Genomic DNA, 23,123 nt, shown 5'->3' with positions numbered 1-23,123 from the left:
TTGTATGCTAAACGAAAAATTTGACCGCTACTCTTTCATCTTGGACCAAACGGCCAAGAAAGTAAAACAGTTCGCCCAATCTTCTTTTGCGGAGAAAGGATTTGATATTACTGTAGACCAATGGACCATCTTAAAGGCTTTATACGAAACAGATCAACTTTCACAAAAAGAATTGGCAAAGCGCTGCGGAAAAGACCAGCCCACACTGACACGGATCGTTGATATCCTTCTTAAAAAAAACCTGGCCGAGCGGATTACTGACGAAACTGACCGTCGAAGTCTCTACCTTCATTTGACAGAAGAAGGAAAATTAAAAGTAGCATCGCTAACGCCGCTTGTTACAGAGATTCGCATGAAGGCCTGGGAAAATCTAGCAGACGAAGATTTCGAAGCTTTTACAAGAATTTTGAATACAATATATAACAACTTAAATATAGAATAGCTATGATAAATACGGATATCTGTATCATCGGAGCAGGACCTGTTGGCCTATTCGCAGTTTTTGAAGCTGGACTTTTAAAAATGCGCTGCCATTTGATCGATGTACTACCTCAAGTGGGCGGTCAGCTTTCGGAGATCTACCCCCATAAACCTATCTACGACATTCCCGGTTATCCAAGTATCACTGCGCAGGAATTGATCGATAAACAGCTCGAACAGATTAAACCCTTTGACCCCACATTCACCTTAGGCGAGCGAGTGGAACATATCACAAAACAGGACGATGGCTCCTTTATCGTAGAAACCAATGATCATACGATGGTCCATACACAGGTCATTGTCATTGCCGGGGGATTAGGTTGCTTTGAACCGCGCAAGCCAGAAATCCCAAACCTTCATCTCTTTGAAGGAAAAGGCGTCGATTATATGATAAAAGATCCCGCCAAATACCGGGATAAAAAAATCGTCATTGCCGGTGGCGGTGACTCCGCGCTCGACTGGACTTTCCATCTTGCAGATATTGCGCAACAGGTCACTTTAATCCACCGAAGTGACTCCTTCAGGGGTGCCCCAGACTCGGCTGAGAAAGTGTTCAAATTGGCCCAGCAGGGTAAGATCAACCTATTATTGTCTCACAATCTGACCAATATCCATGGCAATGGCTACTTGTCCCATGTTGAAACCACAAATAAAGAAAAAGAAGTCATTGCTACAGATGCAGACTATTTTATTCCTTTATATGGTCTTACACCGAAGCTTGGTCCAATTGCAGATTGGGGATTAAATATCGATAAAAATGCCATAGCGGTCGATACGTTCGATTACTCGACCAATATCGAACGAATCTATGCTATTGGAGACATCAACACCTATCCAGGTAAACTGAAACTCATTCTTTGTGGGTACCATGAGGCTGCACTAATGTGCCAAAGTGCGTTCAAATTTGTGTATCCAGATCAAAAATTGACATTCAAATACACCACAGTAAACGGTATAAATACTTTCTAGCCATGGACGATAATTTAATTCAAGTCACTGTTATAGATCGGGATGGGACCGAAAATATCCTGGAAGTTCCGACCGATATCAATCTTTCACTCATGGAGATTTTAAAGGCATCCGACTATGAGATATTGGCCACTTGCGGTGGTATGGCGCTGTGCGCTACCTGCCATGTCGAAGTTGTCGAAGGACGGCATACACTTCCCCAAGCGAGTGATCAAGAACTCGACATGCTGGACACGCTTCCGGATGCCGATGATCAAAGTCGACTTGCCTGTCAGCTGTATCTACAGAATAACAACAACGGCATGAAAATCAAGATCAAAGGTGCGCTACAATAGTATCATCATTGTGTATAAAATACACAATGATGATACTATACATCGTTTTTTTTCAAAGGGTACAATGTACACTATAAAGAGCTAAAAATCAAACAACTACAAAACATATTATTGAAAGAATTAGCCTCTTTACAATAAAATTCACAACATATCAGCATAATAAATAAATATTTTTTAGCTTTTTGAGCCAAAATTTAAGATATTTGCAGCTTAATTCGATTGTACCGAATTTTTACAACAAACTATTAAAAATATGCCAAGCAATAGTTCAAATAGAAAATTCCCAAGAGTAATCATTATTGGTGCTGGATTTGGAGGAATTGAAGTTGCTAAAAAGCTTAAAAATAAGGAAGTTGAAGTTCTGTTGCTGGACAGAAATAACTTTCATACTTTTCAACCATTGATGTACCAAGTTGCCACGGGTACTCTTTCAGCGGACTCCATCTCCTTCCCTGTTCGCAAAATGTTCAAAGGTCAAGACAACTTTCATTTTAGACTTGCTGACGTAAAAAGCGTAGACAATGAAGCTAAGATTGTAAGAACAGATGTTGGTGATTTTGACTACGATTATTTAATTGTTGCGACAGGTGCTACCACGAACTTCTTCGGAAATCAGCAAATCACGAAATATGCTTTGCCGATGAAAAATATACAAGAAGCATTAAATATTCGAAGCTATGTTTTACAGAACCTCGAAGAAGCAGTGCGAATAGAAAACCCTGCTGATCGTAAAGCTAATTTGAACTTTGTTATTGTTGGGGGTGGTCCAACAGGTGTAGAACTTTCGGGAGCAATCGCAGAAATTAAAAACAATGTTCTTGAGAAAGATTATCCAGAATTGAAAAAATCTGAGATGTCGGTTTACCTGGTTGAAGGACTTCCAAAAGTATTGGCCAACTTATCTGAAAAATCTTCTAAAGATTCAGAAAAGTACCTCAAAGATTTGGGTGTAGAAGTATTATTGAATGTTCAGGTAACTGGATATGATGGCAATTCAATTACTTTCGCCGATGGCAGAAGCATTGAAACAAAAACTGTTATCTGGGGAGCAGGTGTAGCTGGGCAGTATCCGAATGGTTTCAAAAAGGAGATTATCCAACGTGGTAACCGTATACAGACAGATGATCAATGCCGTGTTATTGATATGCCAGGGGTCTATGCTATTGGTGATGTTTCGGCATTTATCACAGATGATCTTCCTCGTGGCTTACCTGGTGTTGCACCGGTAGCGCAACAGCAGGGAGCATATGTTGCAAAACACATTCTCCAAACCATGTCCAATCAACCAACAGAGAAATTCAACTATTTTGATAAAGGATCCATGGCTACGGTAGGTCGTAACAAAGCTGTCGTCGACATGGGAAAAATCCATTTCAATGGATTCTTTGGCTGGATGACATGGATGTTTGTCCACTTGATGTCCATCTATGGATTCAGAAATAAATTGATCACATTCGTCAACTGGTCGATCAAATTTTTCACCAAAAACAGTGGTGTGCGTTTGATCTTCCACAAATATGATGAGCCAACTCCAGAGGAAAAACAAGCAGAAACTGCCCACTAACTTCCTATTGGAGTCTAAATAAACATATTTCAGTAGCCCGACAGCGACATTATCCCAAACGATAATGCCGCTGTTTCTTTTATCTTTATTAACCTTCTGAAGCTGTTCTCTTCGCCATATTAACCTACTGAATAGGCTTCTAAAACGTTGTGACGGCTTCGCTTATCAGCTCTTCATAGCATTTGAGTCTTTAGCTAGTTTTCAAAACCACCTTTTCACTTTTGGATTCTTGCTCCTTGTGCTCCATGATTTAAAAAACACCCACTTATTTCTTAATTTAACACGGCGTCTGATTAAAAATAACTTCAGCCGGGACGTAAGAATTACAGATTATATTCGTTAAATTTAAAGACAGTTTTTTCCAGATAGAATTTACTTTCAGAATATAGTTTTTTTTGATGTATAACCTCAAAAAGATTAATTTTTTTTGTGTAGGTTTGCATATTATTTTAAAATAGCTTAAGGATTAGCAGATGGGCTTATTTAATTGGTTTACGCAAGAAGTTGCGATTGACTTGGGTACTGCAAATACCCTAATAATTCATAATGACAAAGTAGTAGTGGATGAACCTTCTATTGTTGCATTTGACCGCACCACAAACAAAGTGATCGCCATTGGTCGCCAGGCCATGCAAATGGAGGGTAAAACACACGATAATATAAAGACAGTACGTCCTTTACGTGATGGAGTAATCGCTGATTTTACGGCAGCTGAACACCTGATCAGAGGTATGGTCAAATTGGTAAACAATGGTAAGAGCTGGTTTTTCCCTTCCCTACGTATGGTTGTTTGTATTCCTTCCGGTATTACGGAAGTAGAGAAAAGAGCTGTACGCGATTCAGCGGAAATTGCTGGTGCGAAAGAAGTCTACTTAATTCATGAACCCATGGCTGCTGCTGTCGGCATCGGAATTGATGTGGAAGAACCAATGGGTAATATGATTATCGATATCGGTGGTGGTACCACTGAAATTGCTGTCATCGCTTTATCGGGTATTGTGTGTGACCAATCTATTCGTGTTGCAGGTGATAACTTCGACTCAGACATCGTTCAATACATCAGAAGACAACATAATATCATGATCGGTGAACGTACGGCTGAAAAAATAAAAATTGAAGTTGGTGCGGCTCTTCCTGAGTTACAGGAACCACCAGCAGATTTCGCCGTTCAAGGTCGTGATTTGATGACGGGTGTTCCTAAGCAAATTACTGTTTCTTATACCGAAATAGCGCATTGTCTGGATAAGTCCATATCAAAAATTGAGGAAGCGATCTTAAAAGCACTTGAAATCACTCCACCAGAATTATCAGCGGATATTTATCAAACAGGTATTTATCTTACCGGTGGTGGTGCATTGTTGCGTGGTTTGGACCGTCGTATACAAGCGAAAACTAAACTTCCAGTGCATATTGCTGAAGATCCATTACGTGCTGTTGTAAGAGGAACTGGTATTGCACTTAAAAATATTGGACGATTTAAATTCTTGATGCAATCATAACGTTCGATAATTAATAACAATATTTTATTAAAGAGCGATATAATATGCAAAACTATTATATCGCTTGCTTATTAAATACCCACATTAAAAAATGAGAAACCTTTGGTTATTCCTGAGACGATATAATGCATTCTTCTGGTTTATCCTATTTTTTGGATTCTCGTTATTTTTGGTGATCACCAACAATTCTTTCCAACGTAATTCTGTTTTAAATTCTTCAAATAGTATCATCGGAGGCCTGTATGCAAAGGTCAATTCCTGGAAAAGCTACCTGCACCTCGGGGAGACCAACGATGCACTTGCAAAGGAAAATGCACAACTGAGAAAGGACTTACAAGCCTATCGATCAACAGACAGCATCAAGATCGGTCCTGTCCCGGCAATCGATAGCAGTGAGTTTGGGCGTTACGAATTTATTATTGCAAATGTCATCAACAATAGCATTCACCAAAAGGCAAATACGATCACACTCGATAAAGGCAGTAAAGATGGTATAGAGCGAGGTATGGGTGTTATCGCTCCCAACGGAGTAGTTGGTATCGTATTGAATGTTTCCCAAAACTTCTCGACAGTGCAATCCCTATTGCATCCCGATACGCGTATATCCGTAACATTAGGCCACACCGAGGTTTTCGGCTCGTTGGTATGGGGCAATAGCATGGATTACCGCGCGGCAATGGTCAAGGAAATTCCAAACCATATCAAAGTCAACAAAGGAGATAAAGTGTACACCTCAGGATATTCAGGACATTTTCCAAAAGGAATTTTTGTTGGAACGGTCATTCAGACGGGGATCTCTTCAGGAGACGCTTTTTTGGATCTTAGACTATTGTTGAGTACCAATTTCTCCAACTTGCAACATGTCTACGTTGTAAAAGACTTGTTAAATAAAGAATTAAAGACACTAGAAGAATCGACAAAGGACAATGGCTAGGATTTTAATATTTAATATTATTCGATTTATCGTTTTGATAGGGATGCAAGTTTTCCTATTTCAAAATATCGGTTATTACAATCTGGTCGCTGCATTTCCTTATATCTTATTTATTTTTTTACTTCCTACAGGAACACCTAATTTCCTGGTGTATTTGATCGCATTTCTCACGGGACTTACCGTAGATTCGTTTTATGATACCCTTGGGGTCAATACCGCAGCCTGTGTTGCACTAGCAGCCTTCCGTATTTTCTTCATGAAAATTACGCTTGAAGTTGAAGAACGCGAATCTTTCTTTACCCCGATGTTAGGCTTCATGAATATTCGCTGGTTCTTTTCCTACATCTTTTTCGGAACATTGATTCATCATACATTTTTGTATCTCTTGGAATCTTTTTCCTTCCAGCACATCCAATACACCTTATTGAGTATCGTTTTAAGTTGTATATTTACAGTAATTATCATGCTATTATTTAGCATATTATTCTACAAAAAGAAAGATCGGTTGTAGTAAATCGATGGATAGAAATTCATTTCTATGAACAGTTTTTTTGCGCGTAAGTACGTCGTTTCAGGAATCTTTATTGCCATCACATTGACCTTGGTGGCCCGCTTATTCTATTTACAGATCATAGACGATTCCTATATACATTCCGCAAACAGCAATGTCATGCGCAAGGTCATTGTGTACCCCGCCAGAGGGGTTATTTTGGACCGAAAGGGAAAGGTATTGGTTCAGAACGAACCGGTATATGATCTTATGGTTACTCCGCGTGAGGTGAAAGAAATCGACACCGCTTTGTTTTGCAAATTGATAGACATTGACAAGGAGGGCTTTATCAAACGGATGGAAAAGGCAAGAGTGCACTCGCCTTACCGTGCATCTATTTTTGAAAAACAGCTGTCTGTACGGACATGGGCTCAATATCAGGAATACCAATATCAATTTCGTGGTTTCTATGTTCAAAAAAGAACAATCCGAAGTTACCCCGACAGCATAGCAGCTCAATTTTTAGGATATGTAAGTGAGGTAAATGATAAAGATATTGAACGCTCCAATGGGTTTTATCGTAGTGGTGACTACATTGGTCGCAGTGGAGTAGAACGCTCTTATGAAGACCTTATTCGTGGAAAACGCGGTGTCAACAACTTAATGGTTGATGCGTTGAACCGTCCGAAAGGGGTGTTTATGGAGGGGAAATACGACACACTTGCTGTTGCAGGGGAAGGACTGGTTTCCTCTTTGGATAAAGACCTTCAGATTCTTGGGGAGAACCTCATGAAAAATAAATTGGGGTCCATAGTTGCCATTGAGCCTGCAACGGGTGAAATCTTGGCCTATGTCAGTAGCCCGAGTTACAACCCCAACATGATGGTCGGCAGGCAGTCTGGCAATAATTATATGAAATTATTGAAAGACGAAACCAAACCACTTTTTAACCGCCCTATTCAAGCCTCCTACCCTCCAGGCTCTGTATTTAAAGTTGTTTCAGCATTGACTGCGCAGCAGGCTGGTGTTATTGATCGTAATACCGTATTTTTCTGCCCACATGGATACAGCTATGGTGGTGGACGCGGCTGGATGGGCTGTACGCACTATCATGGATCAACCACATTACAGCGCTCTGTAGCCGTATCATGTAATACCTATTATGGTTTTACCTATGCTAAGATGATCGACGGACGTGGGCTTTCGGGACCTAAGGCCTACGATCTATGGCGCAATGCCGTGACACAGTTTGGAATTGGCCATAAACTAGGCATTGATCTACCGGGTGAAAAGCCGGGTTTACTGCCGACATCAGATTTTTATACCAAAAGATACGGTAACGATAAATGGCGTTCAAGTTTCAATATCTCCTTATCGATCGGACAAGGGGAAATGGGAATAACACCGTTGCAAATGGCCAACATTATGGCTATCGTTGCCAACAAAGGCTTTTATTACAGACCCCATTTGATTAAAGGTATTGGTGCACAGAAAATTGCCAAGAAGGAATTTACCGAAAAAGTCAGTGCCGGAGTGGATGAGCGGTACTATCCTGTTGTTATCCAAGGGATGAGTGATGCTGTTAATACACCCGAAGGTACCGCTTGGGCCAATCGTATCCCGGGCATCGAAATGTGCGGAAAAACAGGTACAGCGCAAAACCCACATGGTGAAAACCATGCCGTTTTCTTTGCTTTTGCCCCACGAGAAAACCCTAAAATTGCTATTGCTGTCTTTGTTGAAAACGCGGGTTACGGTGGAACCTGGGCAGGACCTATCGCAAGTATGATGGTTGAGAAATACCTCAAAGACACGATAACTGCACCAAAATATATTCAGGACCGCATTTATAAAGCAAATTTTCTTCCTGCACCCAAAAAAGTTGTGGATCCAAAGACTAAAGATGTAAAAAAGACAGACTCAGTCAAATCGAAAACTGACACGTTAAAATCAAAACGCCAGCTGGCAGCTTTAACAAAACCAAAGGAAACAATTGTTCACCATAGCGAGATAAAGAGAAGATATGAATAATCAAAAAACAAGTTTTTTTGGAAAGATAGACTGGCTAACCATCACGCTTTGGCTTGCGCTATGCTTAATCGGCTTATTCAATATCCGTGCAGCGGTGTTTAATCCTGAAATGCCCAATTTCTTTACCTTAGGAACCAATTATGGAAAACAGTCTTTATATCTTGTTTCCGCAATTATTCTAGGGGTATCCATTCTCATCATAGACGCGAAATTTTTCAGTTCCGCCTCACCGATATTTTATGGTATAACAGCTGTATTGCTTGTCATCGTGCTCGTGGTAGGGCGAAATGTCGGCGGAAACCAAGCGTGGATTGACCTAGGTTTTTTCCGCTTACAACCTTCTGAGTTTGCCAAACTTTCGACCTGTCTGCTCTTAGCTAACTTTTTGAGCGCTCAGAGCAATAAAGCACCGACCATGCAGACACTGGCCATGGGAGCCGGTATTGTCTTATTTCCTGTATTTTTAGTTATGCTGCAGCCCGATACGGGATCTGCCCTTGCGTTCTTTTCGTTGATTTTTGTATTCTATCGTGAAGGCTATGTAAATAATGAACTGCTTATATTTGGCGGGCTCTGCATTTTACTTTTTGTTCTTTCTTTATTGGTCAATCCTTGGATACTTATCTTGATTTTAGCATTGCTTATTGGCCTTGTCATGTGGAACTACCGCAAGAGAAGAAAATACATTATCAATCTCAGTATACTTTTTGCTGCATGCGCTGTATTTATTCTCTGTGTGGACCTGGTGTATGAGCATGTGCTACAACCTCATCAACGTGACCGTATTGACATTATCCTGGGTAAAATGGAAGACCCTAAAGGAAAAGGATATAATTTGAATCAGTCGAAGATTGCAATTGGATCAGGACAGCTCCTAGGCAAGGGTTACCTGCAGGGAACGCAAACAAAATACAACTTTGTACCTGAGCAGAGCACGGACTTTATTTTTTGCACCGTTGGAGAAGAATGGGGATTTGTTGGATCGGTTACCTTATTACTTATCTATCTCACCCTACTGCTTCGCATTATTCATATAGCCGAACGACAGCGTTCAGCCTTCGCCAGGATATATGCATACGGTGTAGCGTCCATTCTCTTTTTTCACTTATTCATCAATATCGGTATGACCATCGGTATTGTTCCGGTTATCGGTATTCCGCTGCCTTTTATCAGTTATGGTGGTTCATCCTTATGGAGTTTCACCATTTTACTGTTCATCATGCTTAAATTTGATTCAAATAGAAAAGGAGTTGTCTAAAAACAACTCCTTTTCTATTTGAATCAATATTTAATTCTTTTCAACTCTTTTACCGCATCATTGAGAAAAACTATCATCGCCTCTGCATGACGCAGAAAAATTGTTAAATGCGTTCCAAAACGAGCTGTATGGCCTTATCAACAACTTCTTCAGGTGCGGAAGAAAACCGGCCATCTACCCGACTTGCCAAGATCGCATTGATGGATAAAGCTTGATGTCCAAACATATTAGCCAACGCATAAATACCAGCTGTTTCCATTTCCAGGTTGGTGAAGCGCTGACCTTTATATTGAAAGGAGTTGATCAAATCTATAAAATTAGGAATCGTATTCGTGGAGCGGACAGTCCTTCCCTGCGGAGCATAAAATCCGGGCGCAGTTAACGTAACTCCCTTCGGTAAATCAAAGGCAATTCGATCCAAAAGGCCTGCACCAGCTTTCGCAACGTAGGGGTTTAGGTTTAATGCAGAGAAATATTTGGCTAGTTCTACCTGAAGTGCCTGCTCCTCGCCGTCGTAAGATCCCTGATAATAGTTCATCAATGCATCAAGACCTACTCCATAAGCAGAGGCTAAAATAGTTCCCATCTCGACATCTTGTTGTACTGCTCCAGAAGTTCCAATGCGTACAATATGCAATGAGCTGAGCGTCGACTTTACTGTTCTATTGGCAAAATCAATATTTGCCAGTGCATCCAGTTCATTCAACACAATGTCAATATTATCGGTACCTATACCTGTTGAGATTACCGTCAACCGTTTATTTCCCAGATAGCCGGTATGCGTAATAAACTCACGCTTCCCTTTTTTGAGTTCAATACGGTCAAAGTACTTCGAGACTTTGGCTACACGGTCTGGATCGCCAACTGTAATTACTGTACCTGCCAGATCTTCCGGCAATAAATTCAGATGGTATACACTTCCATCTGCATTTAAAATCAATTCCGATGCGTTGATCATATTGTATACAAATAGCTTAACTGACAACCTTCTATTTTGGAAAACCGATCCACAATTCGATTGACTTGCATTTTTCGGACTTCAAACTCCAAATAACACTGATTATCAAACTCTTGCTTTTCAATGTCCACGCCCTCTTCCTTTATGATCCGCATAATATCATTCATATGCAGGTAATCAAAGGTAATACTATAATGGTCATTCACTGTACGCTCGATAATTTCGGCATGGGTCAAAGCATCTTGGGTTGCTGATTTGTAGGCATTAATCAAGCCTGGAACCCCCAACAAAGTACCACCGAAATAACGAACGACAATTACGATAACGTTGGTGACATCCATAGACAGCAGAACGTTTAAAATAGGTCGTCCTGCAGTCCCCGAAGGCTCTCCATCATCGTTTACACGAAAGACCGCGCGATCAGGTGTGAGGCGATAAGCCCAACAATGATGCCTCGCTTTCGGGTGAATCGCTTTCACTTCCAAGATCAAATCTTTTAATTGATCTTCGGATTTAAAAGGAAAAGCATAAGCAATAAACTTACTTCCCTTATCCCTAAAAATTCCCTCGTATTTTGCATTGATAGTCCGGTAAGTATCTTCAAATAAACTCATAGATATGCTATGATTAAAACTGAAACAATAGAAAGCGCTATACCTAGATAATTCAACAACGATAGCCTTTCCTTAAAAAATAAGACGCCGATTAACGCACCCAATGAAATTACGCCAATGTTCATCCCCGTAAATACAACTGATGGATTTTCTGGTAGCGCACGATGCGCTTTCATATAGAATAGGATGTTACAGAAGTTAAATACACCCAAAACCAATCCATAGCCCATAGCTTGCCTTGAAAAACGTTGTTTTTCCACAAAAAGGAAATACAGCAATAGCACCATTGCAATAGACATCGCCATCACAAAGATAATAAATAGGGAACTGATATAAGGTATATCGACATGCAAGGCGACTTGTTTGAAGAGGATATCAATTATGCCCATACCGATAAATACCAATAACGGGTAAAGCGCTTTATAACGACTGTCTGCCGAACTAACATGCTGATTCTTTTGCCAACCAATAGAACATAGGATGGCCAATAAACCAAGAGCTATTCCCAGCATCTTGTGTCCTTCCATTTTTTCATGAAAAAAGAAAAATGATGCAAGCAAGGGTATGAACAACGATAGGCGCTGTGCAATCTCTGTCTTGACCAAACCGCTATAGCGAATGGACAAAGCAATAAAAACAAACATTCCAGGAAGTAATATCGCCAGGCTCATATACAACGTCATCGGCATAGCATCCCATACCAGCGATTTTAGATTTGGTTGTAAGACAAAATAGGTCAGTGCAACTGCCATGGGGTAATTCCAAACGATAACCTGTTTGGTTTCAACTCCATTTTGTTTTGCCAATTTTAATAAAACAGCAACGGTGACGCTGCAGATGACACTTAATAAAACAAAAATCATGATTCAAATTTCATTTATCTCCAAAGGTCACGTTTCTCCTGACGAGCCTGACGCTCCAATTTTACAAATAATTCTGCATATTGTACATTTGGTGCCAGCGTATAGGATACTGCATACCCTTGTTCAACCAAATCCCGATTGATAAATTTCTTTCCAACATACACATAGGCAAGAAGTCTTCCATACCGATCCCGTTTTCCAACGTCAAAGACCAACTTAACACTTTTGCCGTTTAACATCGTCGTTAAATACTGCTTTGCTTCTTGACCATAGTACCCGAATTCCTTCCGCGCAGTACGTCTCGTTTCCGGAGCATCTACTCCTATCAACCTAACTTTCTCCCCTTTTGGGGTTCCATTTTCAATGACAAAGGTATCGCCATCAATAACACGCTTTACTTTGGCGTCCTTTTCCTCTCCTTTAAAAGTGAAACCTGTCAACACCAAACAGATCACACTTACACACACATAAAAATTAATTCGTTTTAGCATAAAATCCAGCGTTTGCCCAAAGGTAGTAAAATACTTTTTTAACAAAACAGCCAAAAAAAACAATAATATTAACATTAAAAACACCTAAATTTAATATAAAAATATAGCTAAAAAACACGTAAAAATAACACCATTTATTACACATAAAATAACACAAAAATAGAGCTTATTATAGAAAAATTATGACAATAAAAACCATTAAAATACTAAAAATCAATATTATAATAAAATAAAATTCAAAAAAAATTAAAAATAAACAAGTAAAATTCAGCTAAAAAAACACATCAAAAACACATCAAAAATTCATTAAATAAATCAGATATTTTCAATAAAAAATTATTTTTTTCTTTGATATTTCAAAAACATTCGTACATTTGAAATGTCAAACAACAACAGGATGAACAGAACATATACATATTTCTATTTTAACTTCTTTTATTTTAAAAATAAGAGCCGGGATTAGATTGTGTATAAATCATAAAAAATACAAACAAGAAGAGTCCCGGTTCAAATGATCGGGACTCTTTTTTTTTGGAGACAACATAGCGAACAAAAAACAATGAGTTTAAAAATTGCAATACAGGGAGCAAAGGCTTCATTTCATGAAGAGGCCGCATTTAAATTTTTCGGAAGAGAAGTTGAAATTGTAGAATGTGATTCATTTAAAAAAACTTGTGAATTGCTGAAGCAAAGAAAAGTCGACTATATCGTTATGGCGATCGAAAATTCAATTGCGGGAAGCTTATTGCCGAATTATAATTTATTGAGAGATTACAAGTTCCATATCACTGGGGAAGTTTACCTAAACATCCAACAGAATCTCATGGTATTGCCGGGCGTTAAATTAAAGGATATCAAACACATCGAATCGCATCCGATTGCTATTCGCCAATGCGAAGAATTTCTTTCTGAACTTGAGGGCGTACGCATAACCGAGGGATCTGATACGGCTGCAACTGCAAAAATGATTGCCGAGCGAAAATTGACGGATACTGCGGCAATTGCAGGGACATTGGCCGCTGAAATATATGGTCTTGAAATATTAGAAAAGAGAATCGAAACCAATAAAAAGAACGCAACGCGTTTCCTCGTACTATCGAATGAGGTTGTCGAACATAAAAATGCCAATAAAGCGTCATTATCATTCCAAACAGGAAATACAGTGGGATCTCTGGCGACTATTTTACAATGTTTTGCTGAACAGAATATCAACTTGAGCAAGATTCAGTCAATGCCGGTAATCGGAAAACGCAATGAATATGATTTTTTCGTCGACGTAGAATGGAAAAAACAAACAGACTACGAAGCAGCTATACGTAAAGTACTCAAACATAGTGTCAATTTCAATATTATGGGCGAGTATGTCAAAAACGAAAAACTATAATTAACAATTTACGCAGACAATATTAAAATAGATAATCAAACTTAACATGAAAAATACATTAGACATCACTCCTTTAAAATCTTGGTTGGATACAGGAGACAAACCTTTAATTATCGCAGGTCCTTGTAGCGCAGAAACAGAAGAGCAGCTGGTATCAACAGCGCATTTGTTGGCAAATACCGGAAAAGTAAATATTTTACGCGCTGGTATCTGGAAGCCACGTACACGTCCGGGAGAATTTGAAGGTATCGGTTCAATTGGTTTGGAGTGGTTGAAAAGAGCGAAAGAAGAAACAGGTTTATTAACAGCTACTGAAGTTGCTACAGCAAAACACGTGGAAGAAGCTTTGGCTGCTGGTGTGGACGTACTATGGGTAGGTGCACGTTCAACGGCAAATCCATTTACTGTACAAGAAATTGCTGATGCTTTGCAAGGCGTAGATATTCCAGTATTTGTTAAAAACCCTGTAAACCCCGATTTATCGCTGTGGATCGGTGCATTGGAACGTATCAACCGTGCTGGTATCAAAAAATTAGGAGCTATTCATAGAGGCTTCTCATCGTACGAGAAAACAGCATTCCGTAATGAACCAATGTGGGATTTAGCGATTCAGTTAAAAACGGCTTGTCCAAACCTACCGATCATCAACGATCCAAGTCACATCTGTGGAAACCGCGAATTGTTACCATACATCGCACAAAAAGCAATGGATATGGATATGCAAGGATTGATTATCGAATCACATATCGATCCATCTGTCGCTTGGACTGACGCAAAACAACAAGTAACGCCAGCTGCATTGGCCGAGTTGATCGACCATTTAACATTACGTAAAGCTGCTTCGGACAACCCTTCATTTGAAGATAAATTAGCAGAATTGCGTAGCAACATCGACAAATTAGACGATTTGATCATCCAAAAAATTGGTGAACGCATGAAAATTGCTGAGAAAATCGGCGAATACAAACGCGATAACAACGTGACAATTTTGCAAGTTAACCGTTGGGATGAAATTGTTCAAAAACGCACAAAATTAGCGGAAGCGCTTTCTTTGGGTAGCGAATTTGCGACGAAATTCCTCGAATTAATTCACAACGAATCTATCCGCAAACAAAATGCGGTCATGAATACGCAAGAGCAACCAACAGCAGAAGCATAATGAATCAACAAGTCATCACGCTGACGCATCCTGCAAAAAAGATACAGGGCAAGGTCCAACTCACAGGTTCAAAATCTGAGAGCAACCGTGCTCTTATTATCCAATCGCTGAGCAAAGGACAAGTTGAAATAGCCAACCTCTCTGAGGCTGCAGATACGGTTACTCTAAACCGCGTATTAAAAATCGCGTCAGAACCGCAACCTGGTTATAATACAATTGACATAGGCCCTGCAGGAACAGCTATGCGCTTCCTTACAGCTTACCTCAACCTTGTTAAAGGCAATTTTATCCTGACAGGGACAGAGCGCATGCAACAGCGTCCAATTGGGATATTGGTCGATGCCATGAAAGAAATTGGTGCCGAAATCCATTATGAAAAAAAGGTGGGTTACCCTCCTTTGAAGATTGAAGGCGGATTATTTCAAGGAAAAGACCGTGTTAAGATTAAAGGAAATATCAGCAGTCAATATATATCGGCCCTGCTATTAATTGCTCCGGCATTAAAAAAGGGACTTACCTTAGAGATTGAAGGCGAATTAACTTCCAGACCTTATGTATCCATGACTTTGGATATGCTTAAAAGTGTCGGGATCCAATATGAATGGACGGAGAATGCGATTAAAATTGCACCGCAAGCATTTGAAAAGCAAACCATATATGTCGAACCAGATTGGAGCGCAGCATCCTATTGGTATGCTATTGTAGCACTAGCTGATGCAGATGCCTCGATCGTATTGCCCGGGCTAAGACAACATAGTTTACAGGGCGATATTGCCATCACAGACATTATGGAGCATTTTGGGGTTTATTCGAGCTTTGAATCGGATGGATTGCATTTAACTAAAAAAGAAATCAATTCAGACAAAACCTTGTTCGACTTTAAAGAATGCCCTGATCTTGCGCAAACAGTAGTCGTTGTCGCAGCTGCTTTAAAACGTGATGTTTCCTTTACAGGTCTAGAAACCTTAAAGATTAAAGAGACCGACCGTATTGCTGCATTGCAGACCGAAATCGCGAAGTTCGGTGCTGAATTGATCGAAGATGGTGACACATACCATCTGAAAACTGCAGGTGTATATCAACCAGAAGATGTGACCTTCGAGACTTACGAGGATCACCGCATGGCGATGGCATTCGCACCTTTGGCTTTAGTTTTTGACCAAATCAAGATTGCTGAACCTCAAGTTGTAGAAAAGTCATATCCTGATTTTTGGAAACATTTACAAGCGCAAGCTTTTATAATTGACTAACATATCAAAAACAGGGATTAACATCAATATTAATCTCTGTTTTATGATACAATCTCCCAGATAGCCTTTTAGCTTGGGACAAAAATTGTAATGTAATCTACTAGGCCATCTTCGAGTTACAGACTCATAATTTGTATTCAGTCTGGTGCTTTAGAATTGCATTTAAAGGCAAATTTATCTAAGTTTATTGAAATTTAATTTTTATGGCAGGAAATTCATTTGGCGATTTATTCAGAATTAGCACTTTCGGCGAATCACACGGCAAAGCTATAGGTGTAATTATTGATGGTTGCCCTTCAAATATAACAATAGACGAGGAATTTATCCAGTCTGAGCTCGACAAACGAAAACCCGGTCAATCTAAGATCACGACACAAAGAAAAGAAAGTGATACTGCACAAATCTTATCTGGCGTATTCGAGGGCAAATCAACGGGAACACCAATAGCAATTGTTATTCCAAATGAAGACCAGCGTTCGAAAGATTACACCCATATCAAAGATATTTTCAGACCTTCCCATGCTGATTTCACTTATCAGATGAAATATGGCATACGTGACTATCGTGGCGGTGGACGGTCCTCGGCGAGGGAAACCGCTGCCCGTGTTGCTGCTGGTGCTGTAGCAAAAAGCTTTCTGAATCAATTTGGCATCGAAATCTTTGCCCACGTTTCGGGAGTAGGTACTATTGAGGCGCCAAATGTAGATACCAAAGACCTCAAAGCTTTGCTTGAGTTGCGGGAAGCCAACATCGCACGTTGTGCAGATCCAGCAACAGCAAACGAAATGGTTGAGTTTATCGACTCGGTCAGAAAAGCAGGTGACACTGTTGGCGGACGTATTTCGGCTGTCATCAGACATGTGCCTGTTGGATTAGGCGAGCCGGTCTTTGATAAGCTCCATGCAGACCTTGCTAAAGCAATGATGAGCATCAATGCGGTACATGGTTTTGAATATGGTTCAGGTTTTGCAGGTTCGGAGTTGCGAGGTTCCGAACATAATGATATATTTGTAGCAGATGACCATGATTTAAATCGAGTGCACACACATACCAACTTTTCTGGAGGGATTCAGGGCGGGATTTCAAATGGTATGGATATTACTTTCAAAGTAGCATTTAAGCCTGTTGCCACTATCATGAGAGATCAAGAAACAGTGGATATCCATGGCAACCCTGCTATTGCAAGTGGCAAGGGGAGACATGACCCTTGTGTTGTTTCTAGAGCAGTAATTATTGTGGAAGCTATGGCAGCACTTGTAATCGCGGATCATCTACTTAAAAATCAAAGTTACAAACATGCTGCAAGATAATTATGTCGTAGGTGTTGATATTGGAGGCACACATATTTCTGCCTGTATCATTGACACAAAACAATGGAATATATACTTAGAAAACGTGGCCAGAAACCACGTTTTTTCTCAAGGAGATGCTAAAACGATTTTACAAACCTGGGCATCAACTATACGCGATATCATAGCCACCTCACCGGCTCCTATTCAGTTCATCGGCATTGCTATGCCGGGACCCTTTGACTACGAAAATGGAATATCTAAGATACAGGGACAAAGCAAATATGACAATCTGTACAACATGGATGTCAAAGCGCTTTTAGCTGAAGAGCTGGGACTTCCGCCTACGTCTATCCACTTTATCAATGACGCAGCAGCCTTCCTACAAGGTGAAATATTCGTACAGAACTTGCAAACAAACAAGCGGATATTAGGAATTACGTTGGGTACTGGACTTGGATCTGCGGTATGGAATCAAGGTGAAAAAGCCTATGATGCCGCCCTATGGAACAGCCCTTACGAAGATTGTATTTTCGAAGAATTTCTTGTCACACGGTGGTTCATCAAACGTTTCAAAGAAGTAGCAGGAAAAGATGTTACGGGACTTAAAGATATTTTAGATCATCATCGGGAAACTAAGGAATTTCAAATCATCAAAGATGAATATGCTAAACATCTCTTTGATTTTATGCAGTTCTTCGCAGAGAAACATGCTGCTGAAATATTTATAGTCGGTGGCAATATCGCCAAAGCGCTACCTATTTTCATTGGTGACCGAAATGAATTTGAAAGATTTCAAATTTATACAGCAATACTTGGTGAAAAAGCCGCTATGATTGGCGCTGCGAGTATATTCAATTAAAATATCATCCCAGCCGTTGGAATATTTAGCTTAGTAAAGCAAAAAGATATCCATCTACTAAAACATAGATGGATATTTTTCTGGATTAGCTTCATGCATAATTGCATACACTGTCTCGACAACATCATCAGAAGATGGCTTCGAGAAATAATCCCCATCTGAGCCATATGGCGGACGATGTGCTTTTGCAGTCAGTGTCCTCGGCTGACTATCCAATAGATAGTAGCCATTTTGCTTCTCTAATATCTCTTGCAAGATGAAAGCTGAGGCCCCACCGGGCACATCCTCATCCACAATAAGTAGTTTATTTGTTTTCTTCAGCGATTCAGCACAAAGTTTTCCTTTGTCAAAAGGCTGCAATGTTTGTGCATCAATAATTTCGATGAATATCCCCAAACGTTCCAATTCCACGGCCGCTTCTTCAACAACACGTAAAGTTGACCCATAGGATACCACCGTGATATCCCGCCCCTCTTTAACACATTCGGCATAACCGATTGGCACAGTAAATTCACCAACGTTTTCTGGTAGACGCTCTTTTAGACGATACCCATTCAGACATTCGACAACGATAGCAGGTTCGTCAGAGCGGAACAAGGTATTGTACATACCTGCTGCCTGGGTCATATTACGCGGCACACATACATGCAGACCTCTCAAAGATCCTAAAATTACTGACATGGGCGATCCGGAATGCCATATACCTTCCAATCGATGGCCACGTGTACGAATAATTAATGGTGCTTTCTGACCTGCAAAGGTGCGATAACTTAAACTTGCCAAATCATCACTTGCTACTGTAATACCATAGATTAGGTAATCCAGGTATTGGATCTCAGCAATTGGGCGAAGTCCACGGATTGCCAAACCTAGTCCTTTTCCTATAATTGAATTCTCCCGAATACCGGTATCAAATACACGATGCACACCCAGCTTTTCTTGTAAACCTGCAAAACCTTGATTCACATCTCCAATCTTACCGACATCCTCTCCAAACGCCAATAATCGTTCGTCACGCCGGAAGTTCTCTTCAAAACATAGATTCAAGACCTCACGTCCGTCGACCACTTTAGCTTCTTCACTGTAGACTGCAGGTACGACCGTCACGTGAGCAGGTGAATCTACACCATCTGTAAATAATTTTGAATTATAACGTTTCTCATTCAGCTCCTGCTTCTCTTTGTACCAATTTAATAATTGCTGGCGCCCATCGCTATGCTGACCTTTAAGCTCGTGCAACACCTTGCGAACCTGGCCATAAACTTCTTTCAAAGAAGGCTCAACCATCGATTGCAATTTCTTTGACGCAAAATCAGCCCGCTCATTTGGAATACCCTGAAGTAAATCAATAGCTTCCCGAGCTTCGATGCTCAATGTTTTAATATAATCGGCCCAAGCTCGTTTTTGTTCTTGACGAACATGGTCTTTAGCATGTTGATCCAATTGATCCAATTCTTCTGTGGTAGCAATACCAGAACTTACGATCCATTCTTTCATTTTCGCGATACAATCGAAATCAGTTTCCCATTGCAATCTTTCTTGCGATTTATACCGTTCGTGTGAACCTGAAGAAGAGTGTCCTTGAGGCTGCGTCAATTCGGTCACATGAATCAGACATGGAATATGTTTTTCGCGAGCAATTTGGGCGGCCTGCTCGTAGGTTTCACATAAACCCGCATAATCCCATCCCCTCACTTTGAATATCTCGATCCCGTTTGTTAGGTCTTCCTTCTGAAAACCTTTGAGGACTTCGGAGATATCTCCTTTTGTTGTTTGAATTTCATTAGGCACAGATATCCCATACCCATCATCCCAGATAGAAATCACTGTTGGAATCTGGTGAACACCTACGGCGTTAATGACTTCAAAAAATACGCCTTCAGAAGTAGCAGCATTTCCGATAGTGCAGAATGCAACTTCATTTCCTTTATTTGAAAAATAAGATAGATAGTCTAAATTTCTATTCTGCTTATACAACTTAGAAGCCAGGCCCAAGCCCAGCAATCTTGCCATCTGACCGCCAGTGGTCGAAATATCTGAAAACGAGTTTTTCTGAACCATTTGATCCAACCAGTTACCTTGGTCGTCCACAACACGCGTGGCAAAATGGCAGTTCATTTGCCTTCCTGCAGAAGAAGGATCTGCCTCAACATCGGGATGGGCATATAATTGAGAGAAAAAATGATAGACATCACTGATGCCAGAAGCAAATATAAATGTTTGGTCACGGTAATATCCCGACCGCCAGTCCCCATTTCTGAAAACTTTAGCCATCGCGATTTGTGCCAATTCTTTTCCATCGCCAAAAATACCAAACTTAGCCTTACCTGTAAGCACTTCTTTACGTCCCAATAAACTCACGTAACGACTTTCTAAGGCAGTTCGATAATCATTCACAATAATCTTTTTGAACTCGTCAAAGCTCAAAGTGGAAATAGATTCATTGTTTTGGTCAAATGCAGTATCAAACATATTCTTTTTTGTTTCAACAAATTTAACAAAAATATTATTCTATATAATTGGTGTTTATCAAATAAATTGATAATCAATAATTCAGATTTGAAATAGAATATTCTAATTTCTCAAATTAGTACTTTTTGACAAAAAATCCTAATTTTTACAGATTTTTAATTCCAATCAGCAGGCAAAAACACCATTGTCCTTTTTAATTTTTATTTTTGGGTTTTACATTCATTATTTTGAATTTTTCAGCACTTAAACTCGATAAAATCCTTATCGCTAATCTTGAAAAACAAAAGCTTTCTTCGCTTACACCTATTCAAGAAATAGCTATCCCCGCCATTTTAGAAGGTAGAGACTGTTTGGCGATTGCCCCAACCGGCACGGGAAAAACGGAGGCTTTCGCCGTCCCTATTATTCAGCGCTTAAGAACCAAGATTACCCCAGATCACTTATCGGTCCTTATACTCCTTCCTACACGGGAACTTTGTATACAGACCAAACAGCGCATATCGGGGCTTATCGATGGAATGGAGTTGACTATCGCCAGCTTCTATGGTGGCGGAACTTATGAAAGTCAACTCGACGTTTATCCGAAAGCCCAGATGGTCCTTGCGACTCCAGGACGTTTGCTGGATTTTATTGAACAAGGCATTATCGATCTAAAAACGATAGATATCCTGGTGATCGATGAATTCGATCAATTGTTAGATCTCGGTTTCACGAAAGAAATCAATAAAATCATCAGCACATTGCCTGCTGAGAGACAAACCATTTTCAGTTCAGCTACGAAAACCCCTGAAATCGAAAAAATTGTTCGAAAAAGATTAAGTACCCCTGTTGAGATCAACCTAGAAACAACGGCCAAAAAGGGTCAAATAGAAGAATCTGTCCTCTATGTTGATAAAAATGATAAAAAGACCCTTCTGCGTTATCTCCTTGAAAACCGTATTGCACAGCAAGTAATCGTTTTCACGCGAACAGTTCATGCTGTCGAACGCATCGCAACAGATTTAGATCGAAATGGCATTTCTTGCTCGGCATTATATGGCGATATAGCGCAGCAAAAACGAGAAGAGATTATTACTAAATTCAGACAAAAAGAGGTACGTGTATTAATTGCGACGGACCTTTTGGCTCGAGGGGTAGATTTTCCGAACCTAGAAGCTATCATCAACTACGAAATTCCGGATTCCGCCGAGCTCTATACGCATCGAATCGGTCGAACAGGTCGTTCGGAAGCAGAGGGAAAAGCATTTACCTTTTGCGATGCGGAGGACAATGAAAAGTGGATAAAATTACAGTTATCCTTAAAACGGCAAATTAAAATTGACGATCAACATCCTTATTTATTGAGCTGGGAGAAAATGCGTTCTAGCAGCCAAAACAATCAACGAAAAGGCGGTTCGAAATCAAGAAAACGTCGTTAATTAATAAATATTCTTTTACTTTTACCAGCAAATCAAAAAATCACAATCCGAGATGAGTACAATACATTTATTTGACGATAGCAACAATGCGAATGATAATCGTTTGGGAGACCTGGAAAAAACGATTATAATAAATAGCCTGATGGAAGTTCCCTTTGAAGAGCGGGATGAAGAGTGGCGTGATATTTTTCTGGCTAATATTGCTGAATGCACCTTAAAATTAGCAGAAACAGAAGTGGTTGTTGGTCCTGATGGGTTCCCCTATTTTCAACTCGAAAGTGTTCCGAAAGATCAGAACTTTCAGGCCTTTGTCATTAAAAATCGGCTGAAGGATTACGTGTTGCCAAAAGGTTTTGGTATTGCTATCAATACACAAAATGAAAACCCCGACTGGGTATTCACCTACGGCGACTTGGTTAACTACTTTTTAAACGGAGAGTTTTATACAGATGATAGTGTTTTCTCAAAGAAAAATGAACAAACGATTATCGGTCAAGATGAAGAAATATTGGTGGGGCAACCTGCCGAGACCATTCTTCCACAGGCTGTCCGCAACCAATTACGTGAATTTTTAGATTATTATGGCGTAAAGAATGCAAAGGTGATGCTCATTGCGCGTAATTATAAAGATGAAGAAAATGCTTCACAAGATTTGGCATTCAATATCGCTGCGAACCAATTCAGGACTGAAAAAGAATTCACCAACATCATGGAAGCAATTGGCTGGTTTCTTCCGAGACATTATTCTTATATCGGATTGGATGAATTTGCAGTAGACAATGGTTTTATGCCACTGTAAAAGA

21 protein-coding genes are annotated in these 23,123 nt (G+C 40.0%); 16 read left to right on the top strand and 5 right to left on the bottom strand.

All coding sequences use genetic code 11. The features are described from left to right. Positions 1 to 4: 4 nt before the first annotated feature. The 9 genes from BGP15_RS21155 (at position 5) to rodA (ending at position 9,560) form a co-directional block, all read left to right on the top strand. Complete coding sequence (locus tag BGP15_RS21155) at positions 5 to 442, top strand: MarR family winged helix-turn-helix transcriptional regulator (protein WP_046671811.1); 438 nt, start codon at positions 5 to 7, stop codon at positions 440 to 442. Positions 443 to 444: 2 nt separating this feature from the next. Beyond that, a complete protein-coding gene (locus BGP15_RS21150) occupies positions 445 to 1,449 on the top strand; it encodes an NAD(P)/FAD-dependent oxidoreductase (protein ID WP_286770692.1) in 1,005 nt (334 codons plus the stop codon). 2 nt (positions 1,450 to 1,451) lie between these two features. Beyond that, positions 1,452 to 1,784: a 2Fe-2S iron-sulfur cluster-binding protein gene (locus tag BGP15_RS21145; RefSeq protein WP_286770691.1), complete on the top strand. Its 333-nt coding sequence runs from the start codon at positions 1,452 to 1,454 to the stop codon at positions 1,782 to 1,784. 253 nt (positions 1,785 to 2,037) lie between these two features. Continuing rightward, entirely contained in the window at positions 2,038 to 3,348 is a 1,311-nt protein-coding gene (locus tag BGP15_RS21140) for an NAD(P)/FAD-dependent oxidoreductase (protein ID WP_070566001.1), read from the top strand. 473 nt (positions 3,349 to 3,821) lie between these two features. Continuing rightward, positions 3,822 to 4,847: a rod shape-determining protein gene (locus BGP15_RS21135; protein WP_046671815.1), complete on the top strand. Its 1,026-nt coding sequence runs from the start codon at positions 3,822 to 3,824 to the stop codon at positions 4,845 to 4,847. Between the two features lie 91 nt (positions 4,848 to 4,938). After that, a complete protein-coding gene (gene mreC, locus BGP15_RS21130) occupies positions 4,939 to 5,781 on the top strand; it encodes a rod shape-determining protein MreC (protein WP_070566004.1) in 843 nt (280 codons plus the stop codon). Then, entirely contained in the window at positions 5,774 to 6,292 is a 519-nt protein-coding gene (locus tag BGP15_RS21125; protein ID WP_046671817.1) for a hypothetical protein, read from the top strand. Before mreC ends, BGP15_RS21125 begins: the two co-directional genes overlap by 8 nt. Before the next feature lie 27 nt (positions 6,293 to 6,319). Next, entirely contained in the window at positions 6,320 to 8,302 is a 1,983-nt protein-coding gene (mrdA, locus tag BGP15_RS21120; RefSeq protein ID WP_046671818.1) for a penicillin-binding protein 2, read from the top strand. Further along, positions 8,295 to 9,560, top strand: coding sequence for a rod shape-determining protein RodA (rodA, locus tag BGP15_RS21115; protein ID WP_070566007.1), 1,266 nt, complete (start codon positions 8,295 to 8,297; stop codon positions 9,558 to 9,560). Before mrdA ends, rodA begins: the two co-directional genes overlap by 8 nt. Before the next feature lie 103 nt (positions 9,561 to 9,663). On the opposite strand, the gene BGP15_RS21110 is transcribed toward rodA, so the two are convergent. Genes BGP15_RS21110 through BGP15_RS21095 form a run of 4 tightly spaced genes read right to left on the bottom strand, consistent with a single transcriptional unit; the run spans position 9,664 to position 12,486 of the window. Further along, positions 9,664 to 10,518, bottom strand: coding sequence for a nucleoside phosphorylase (locus BGP15_RS21110; protein WP_286770690.1), 855 nt, complete (start codon positions 10,516 to 10,518; stop codon positions 9,664 to 9,666). Continuing rightward, positions 10,515 to 11,132: an IMPACT family protein gene (locus BGP15_RS21105; protein WP_286770689.1), complete on the bottom strand. Its 618-nt coding sequence runs from the start codon at positions 11,130 to 11,132 to the stop codon at positions 10,515 to 10,517. Before BGP15_RS21105 ends, BGP15_RS21110 begins: the two co-directional genes overlap by 4 nt. Next, complete coding sequence (locus BGP15_RS21100) at positions 11,129 to 11,995, bottom strand: EamA family transporter (RefSeq protein WP_286770688.1); 867 nt, start codon at positions 11,993 to 11,995, stop codon at positions 11,129 to 11,131. The genes BGP15_RS21105 and BGP15_RS21100 overlap by 4 nt, the downstream gene beginning before the upstream one ends. Positions 11,996 to 12,009: 14 nt before the next feature. Further along, the gene (locus BGP15_RS21095) at positions 12,010 to 12,486 is read right to left on the bottom strand and encodes a thermonuclease family protein (RefSeq protein WP_286770687.1); all 477 of its coding nucleotides are present in this window, start codon (positions 12,484 to 12,486) and stop codon (positions 12,010 to 12,012) included. A 559-nt stretch (positions 12,487 to 13,045) separates the two neighbouring features. Here BGP15_RS21095 and BGP15_RS21090 point away from each other — a divergent pair. The 5 genes from BGP15_RS21090 to BGP15_RS21070 all read left to right on the top strand — a co-directional run bounded on the left by BGP15_RS21090 (position 13,046) and on the right by BGP15_RS21070 (position 18,430). Continuing rightward, a complete protein-coding gene (locus BGP15_RS21090; protein ID WP_046671823.1) occupies positions 13,046 to 13,870 on the top strand; it encodes a prephenate dehydratase in 825 nt (274 codons plus the stop codon). A 46-nt stretch (positions 13,871 to 13,916) separates the two neighbouring features. Then, positions 13,917 to 15,029 carry a chorismate mutase gene (locus BGP15_RS21085; RefSeq protein ID WP_046671824.1) on the top strand — a complete coding sequence of 371 codons (1,113 nt, stop codon included), beginning with the start codon at positions 13,917 to 13,919 and terminating at the stop codon, positions 15,027 to 15,029. Next, a complete protein-coding gene (aroA, locus tag BGP15_RS21080) occupies positions 15,029 to 16,279 on the top strand; it encodes a 3-phosphoshikimate 1-carboxyvinyltransferase (RefSeq protein ID WP_286770686.1) in 1,251 nt (416 codons plus the stop codon). Before BGP15_RS21085 ends, aroA begins: the two co-directional genes overlap by 1 nt. 203 nt (positions 16,280 to 16,482) lie before the next feature. Further along, entirely contained in the window at positions 16,483 to 17,589 is a 1,107-nt protein-coding gene (gene aroC, locus BGP15_RS21075) for a chorismate synthase (RefSeq protein ID WP_046671826.1), read from the top strand. Continuing rightward, positions 17,576 to 18,430 carry an ROK family protein gene (locus BGP15_RS21070; protein ID WP_286770685.1) on the top strand — a complete coding sequence of 285 codons (855 nt, stop codon included), beginning with the start codon at positions 17,576 to 17,578 and terminating at the stop codon, positions 18,428 to 18,430. Before aroC ends, BGP15_RS21070 begins: the two co-directional genes overlap by 14 nt. 57 nt (positions 18,431 to 18,487) lie before the next feature. Here BGP15_RS21070 and BGP15_RS21065 read toward each other — a convergent pair whose 3' ends face one another. Then, positions 18,488 to 20,902 carry an alpha-ketoacid dehydrogenase subunit alpha/beta gene (locus tag BGP15_RS21065; protein ID WP_070566023.1) on the bottom strand — a complete coding sequence of 805 codons (2,415 nt, stop codon included), beginning with the start codon at positions 20,900 to 20,902 and terminating at the stop codon, positions 18,488 to 18,490. A gap of 227 nt (positions 20,903 to 21,129) precedes the next feature. On the opposite strand from BGP15_RS21065, the gene BGP15_RS21060 reads away from it, so the two are divergent. Together BGP15_RS21060 and BGP15_RS21055 are read left to right on the top strand one after the other, a co-directional pair. Further along, a complete protein-coding gene (locus BGP15_RS21060) occupies positions 21,130 to 22,320 on the top strand; it encodes a DEAD/DEAH box helicase (protein WP_286770684.1) in 1,191 nt (396 codons plus the stop codon). Between the two features lie 52 nt (positions 22,321 to 22,372). After that, positions 22,373 to 23,119, top strand: coding sequence for a hypothetical protein (locus BGP15_RS21055; protein WP_046671829.1), 747 nt, complete (start codon positions 22,373 to 22,375; stop codon positions 23,117 to 23,119). Positions 23,120 to 23,123 lie beyond the last annotated feature (4 nt).

It is taken from the genome of Sphingobacterium sp. 40-24, from assembly GCF_001899705.1.
Classification (GTDB): domain Bacteria; phylum Bacteroidota; class Bacteroidia; order Sphingobacteriales; family Sphingobacteriaceae; genus Sphingobacterium; species Sphingobacterium multivorum.
Note: the sequence above shows the minus strand (reverse complement) of the source record. Positions and strands in the feature narration are given on the sequence as shown.

Bases quoted from the DNA above. Each gene is read 5' to 3' on its own strand.
- BGP15_RS21155 (WP_046671811.1), top strand. From the start codon at position 5: ATGCTAAACGAAAAATTTGACCGCTACTCTTTCATCTTGGACCAAACG.
- BGP15_RS21150 (WP_286770692.1), top strand. From the start codon at position 445: ATGATAAATACGGATATCTGTATCATCGGAGCAGGACCTGTTGGCCTA.
- BGP15_RS21145 (WP_286770691.1), top strand. From the start codon at position 1,452: ATGGACGATAATTTAATTCAAGTCACTGTTATAGATCGGGATGGGACC.
- BGP15_RS21140 (WP_070566001.1), top strand. From the start codon at position 2,038: ATGCCAAGCAATAGTTCAAATAGAAAATTCCCAAGAGTAATCATTATT.
- BGP15_RS21135 (WP_046671815.1), top strand. From the start codon at position 3,822: ATGGGCTTATTTAATTGGTTTACGCAAGAAGTTGCGATTGACTTGGGT.
- mreC (WP_070566004.1), top strand. From the start codon at position 4,939: ATGAGAAACCTTTGGTTATTCCTGAGACGATATAATGCATTCTTCTGG.
- BGP15_RS21125 (WP_046671817.1), top strand. From the start codon at position 5,774: ATGGCTAGGATTTTAATATTTAATATTATTCGATTTATCGTTTTGATA.
- mrdA (WP_046671818.1), top strand. From the start codon at position 6,320: ATGAACAGTTTTTTTGCGCGTAAGTACGTCGTTTCAGGAATCTTTATT.
- rodA (WP_070566007.1), top strand. From the start codon at position 8,295: ATGAATAATCAAAAAACAAGTTTTTTTGGAAAGATAGACTGGCTAACC.
- BGP15_RS21110 (WP_286770690.1), bottom strand. From the start codon at position 10,518: ATGATCAACGCATCGGAATTGATTTTAAATGCAGATGGAAGTGTATAC.
- BGP15_RS21105 (WP_286770689.1), bottom strand. From the start codon at position 11,132: ATGAGTTTATTTGAAGATACTTACCGGACTATCAATGCAAAATACGAG.
- BGP15_RS21100 (WP_286770688.1), bottom strand. From the start codon at position 11,995: ATGATTTTTGTTTTATTAAGTGTCATCTGCAGCGTCACCGTTGCTGTT.
- BGP15_RS21095 (WP_286770687.1), bottom strand. From the start codon at position 12,486: ATGCTAAAACGAATTAATTTTTATGTGTGTGTAAGTGTGATCTGTTTG.
- BGP15_RS21090 (WP_046671823.1), top strand. From the start codon at position 13,046: ATGAGTTTAAAAATTGCAATACAGGGAGCAAAGGCTTCATTTCATGAA.
- BGP15_RS21085 (WP_046671824.1), top strand. From the start codon at position 13,917: ATGAAAAATACATTAGACATCACTCCTTTAAAATCTTGGTTGGATACA.
- aroA (WP_286770686.1), top strand. From the start codon at position 15,029: ATGAATCAACAAGTCATCACGCTGACGCATCCTGCAAAAAAGATACAG.
- aroC (WP_046671826.1), top strand. From the start codon at position 16,483: ATGGCAGGAAATTCATTTGGCGATTTATTCAGAATTAGCACTTTCGGC.
- BGP15_RS21070 (WP_286770685.1), top strand. From the start codon at position 17,576: ATGCTGCAAGATAATTATGTCGTAGGTGTTGATATTGGAGGCACACAT.
- BGP15_RS21065 (WP_070566023.1), bottom strand. From the start codon at position 20,902: ATGTTTGATACTGCATTTGACCAAAACAATGAATCTATTTCCACTTTG.
- BGP15_RS21055 (WP_046671829.1), top strand. From the start codon at position 22,373: ATGAGTACAATACATTTATTTGACGATAGCAACAATGCGAATGATAAT.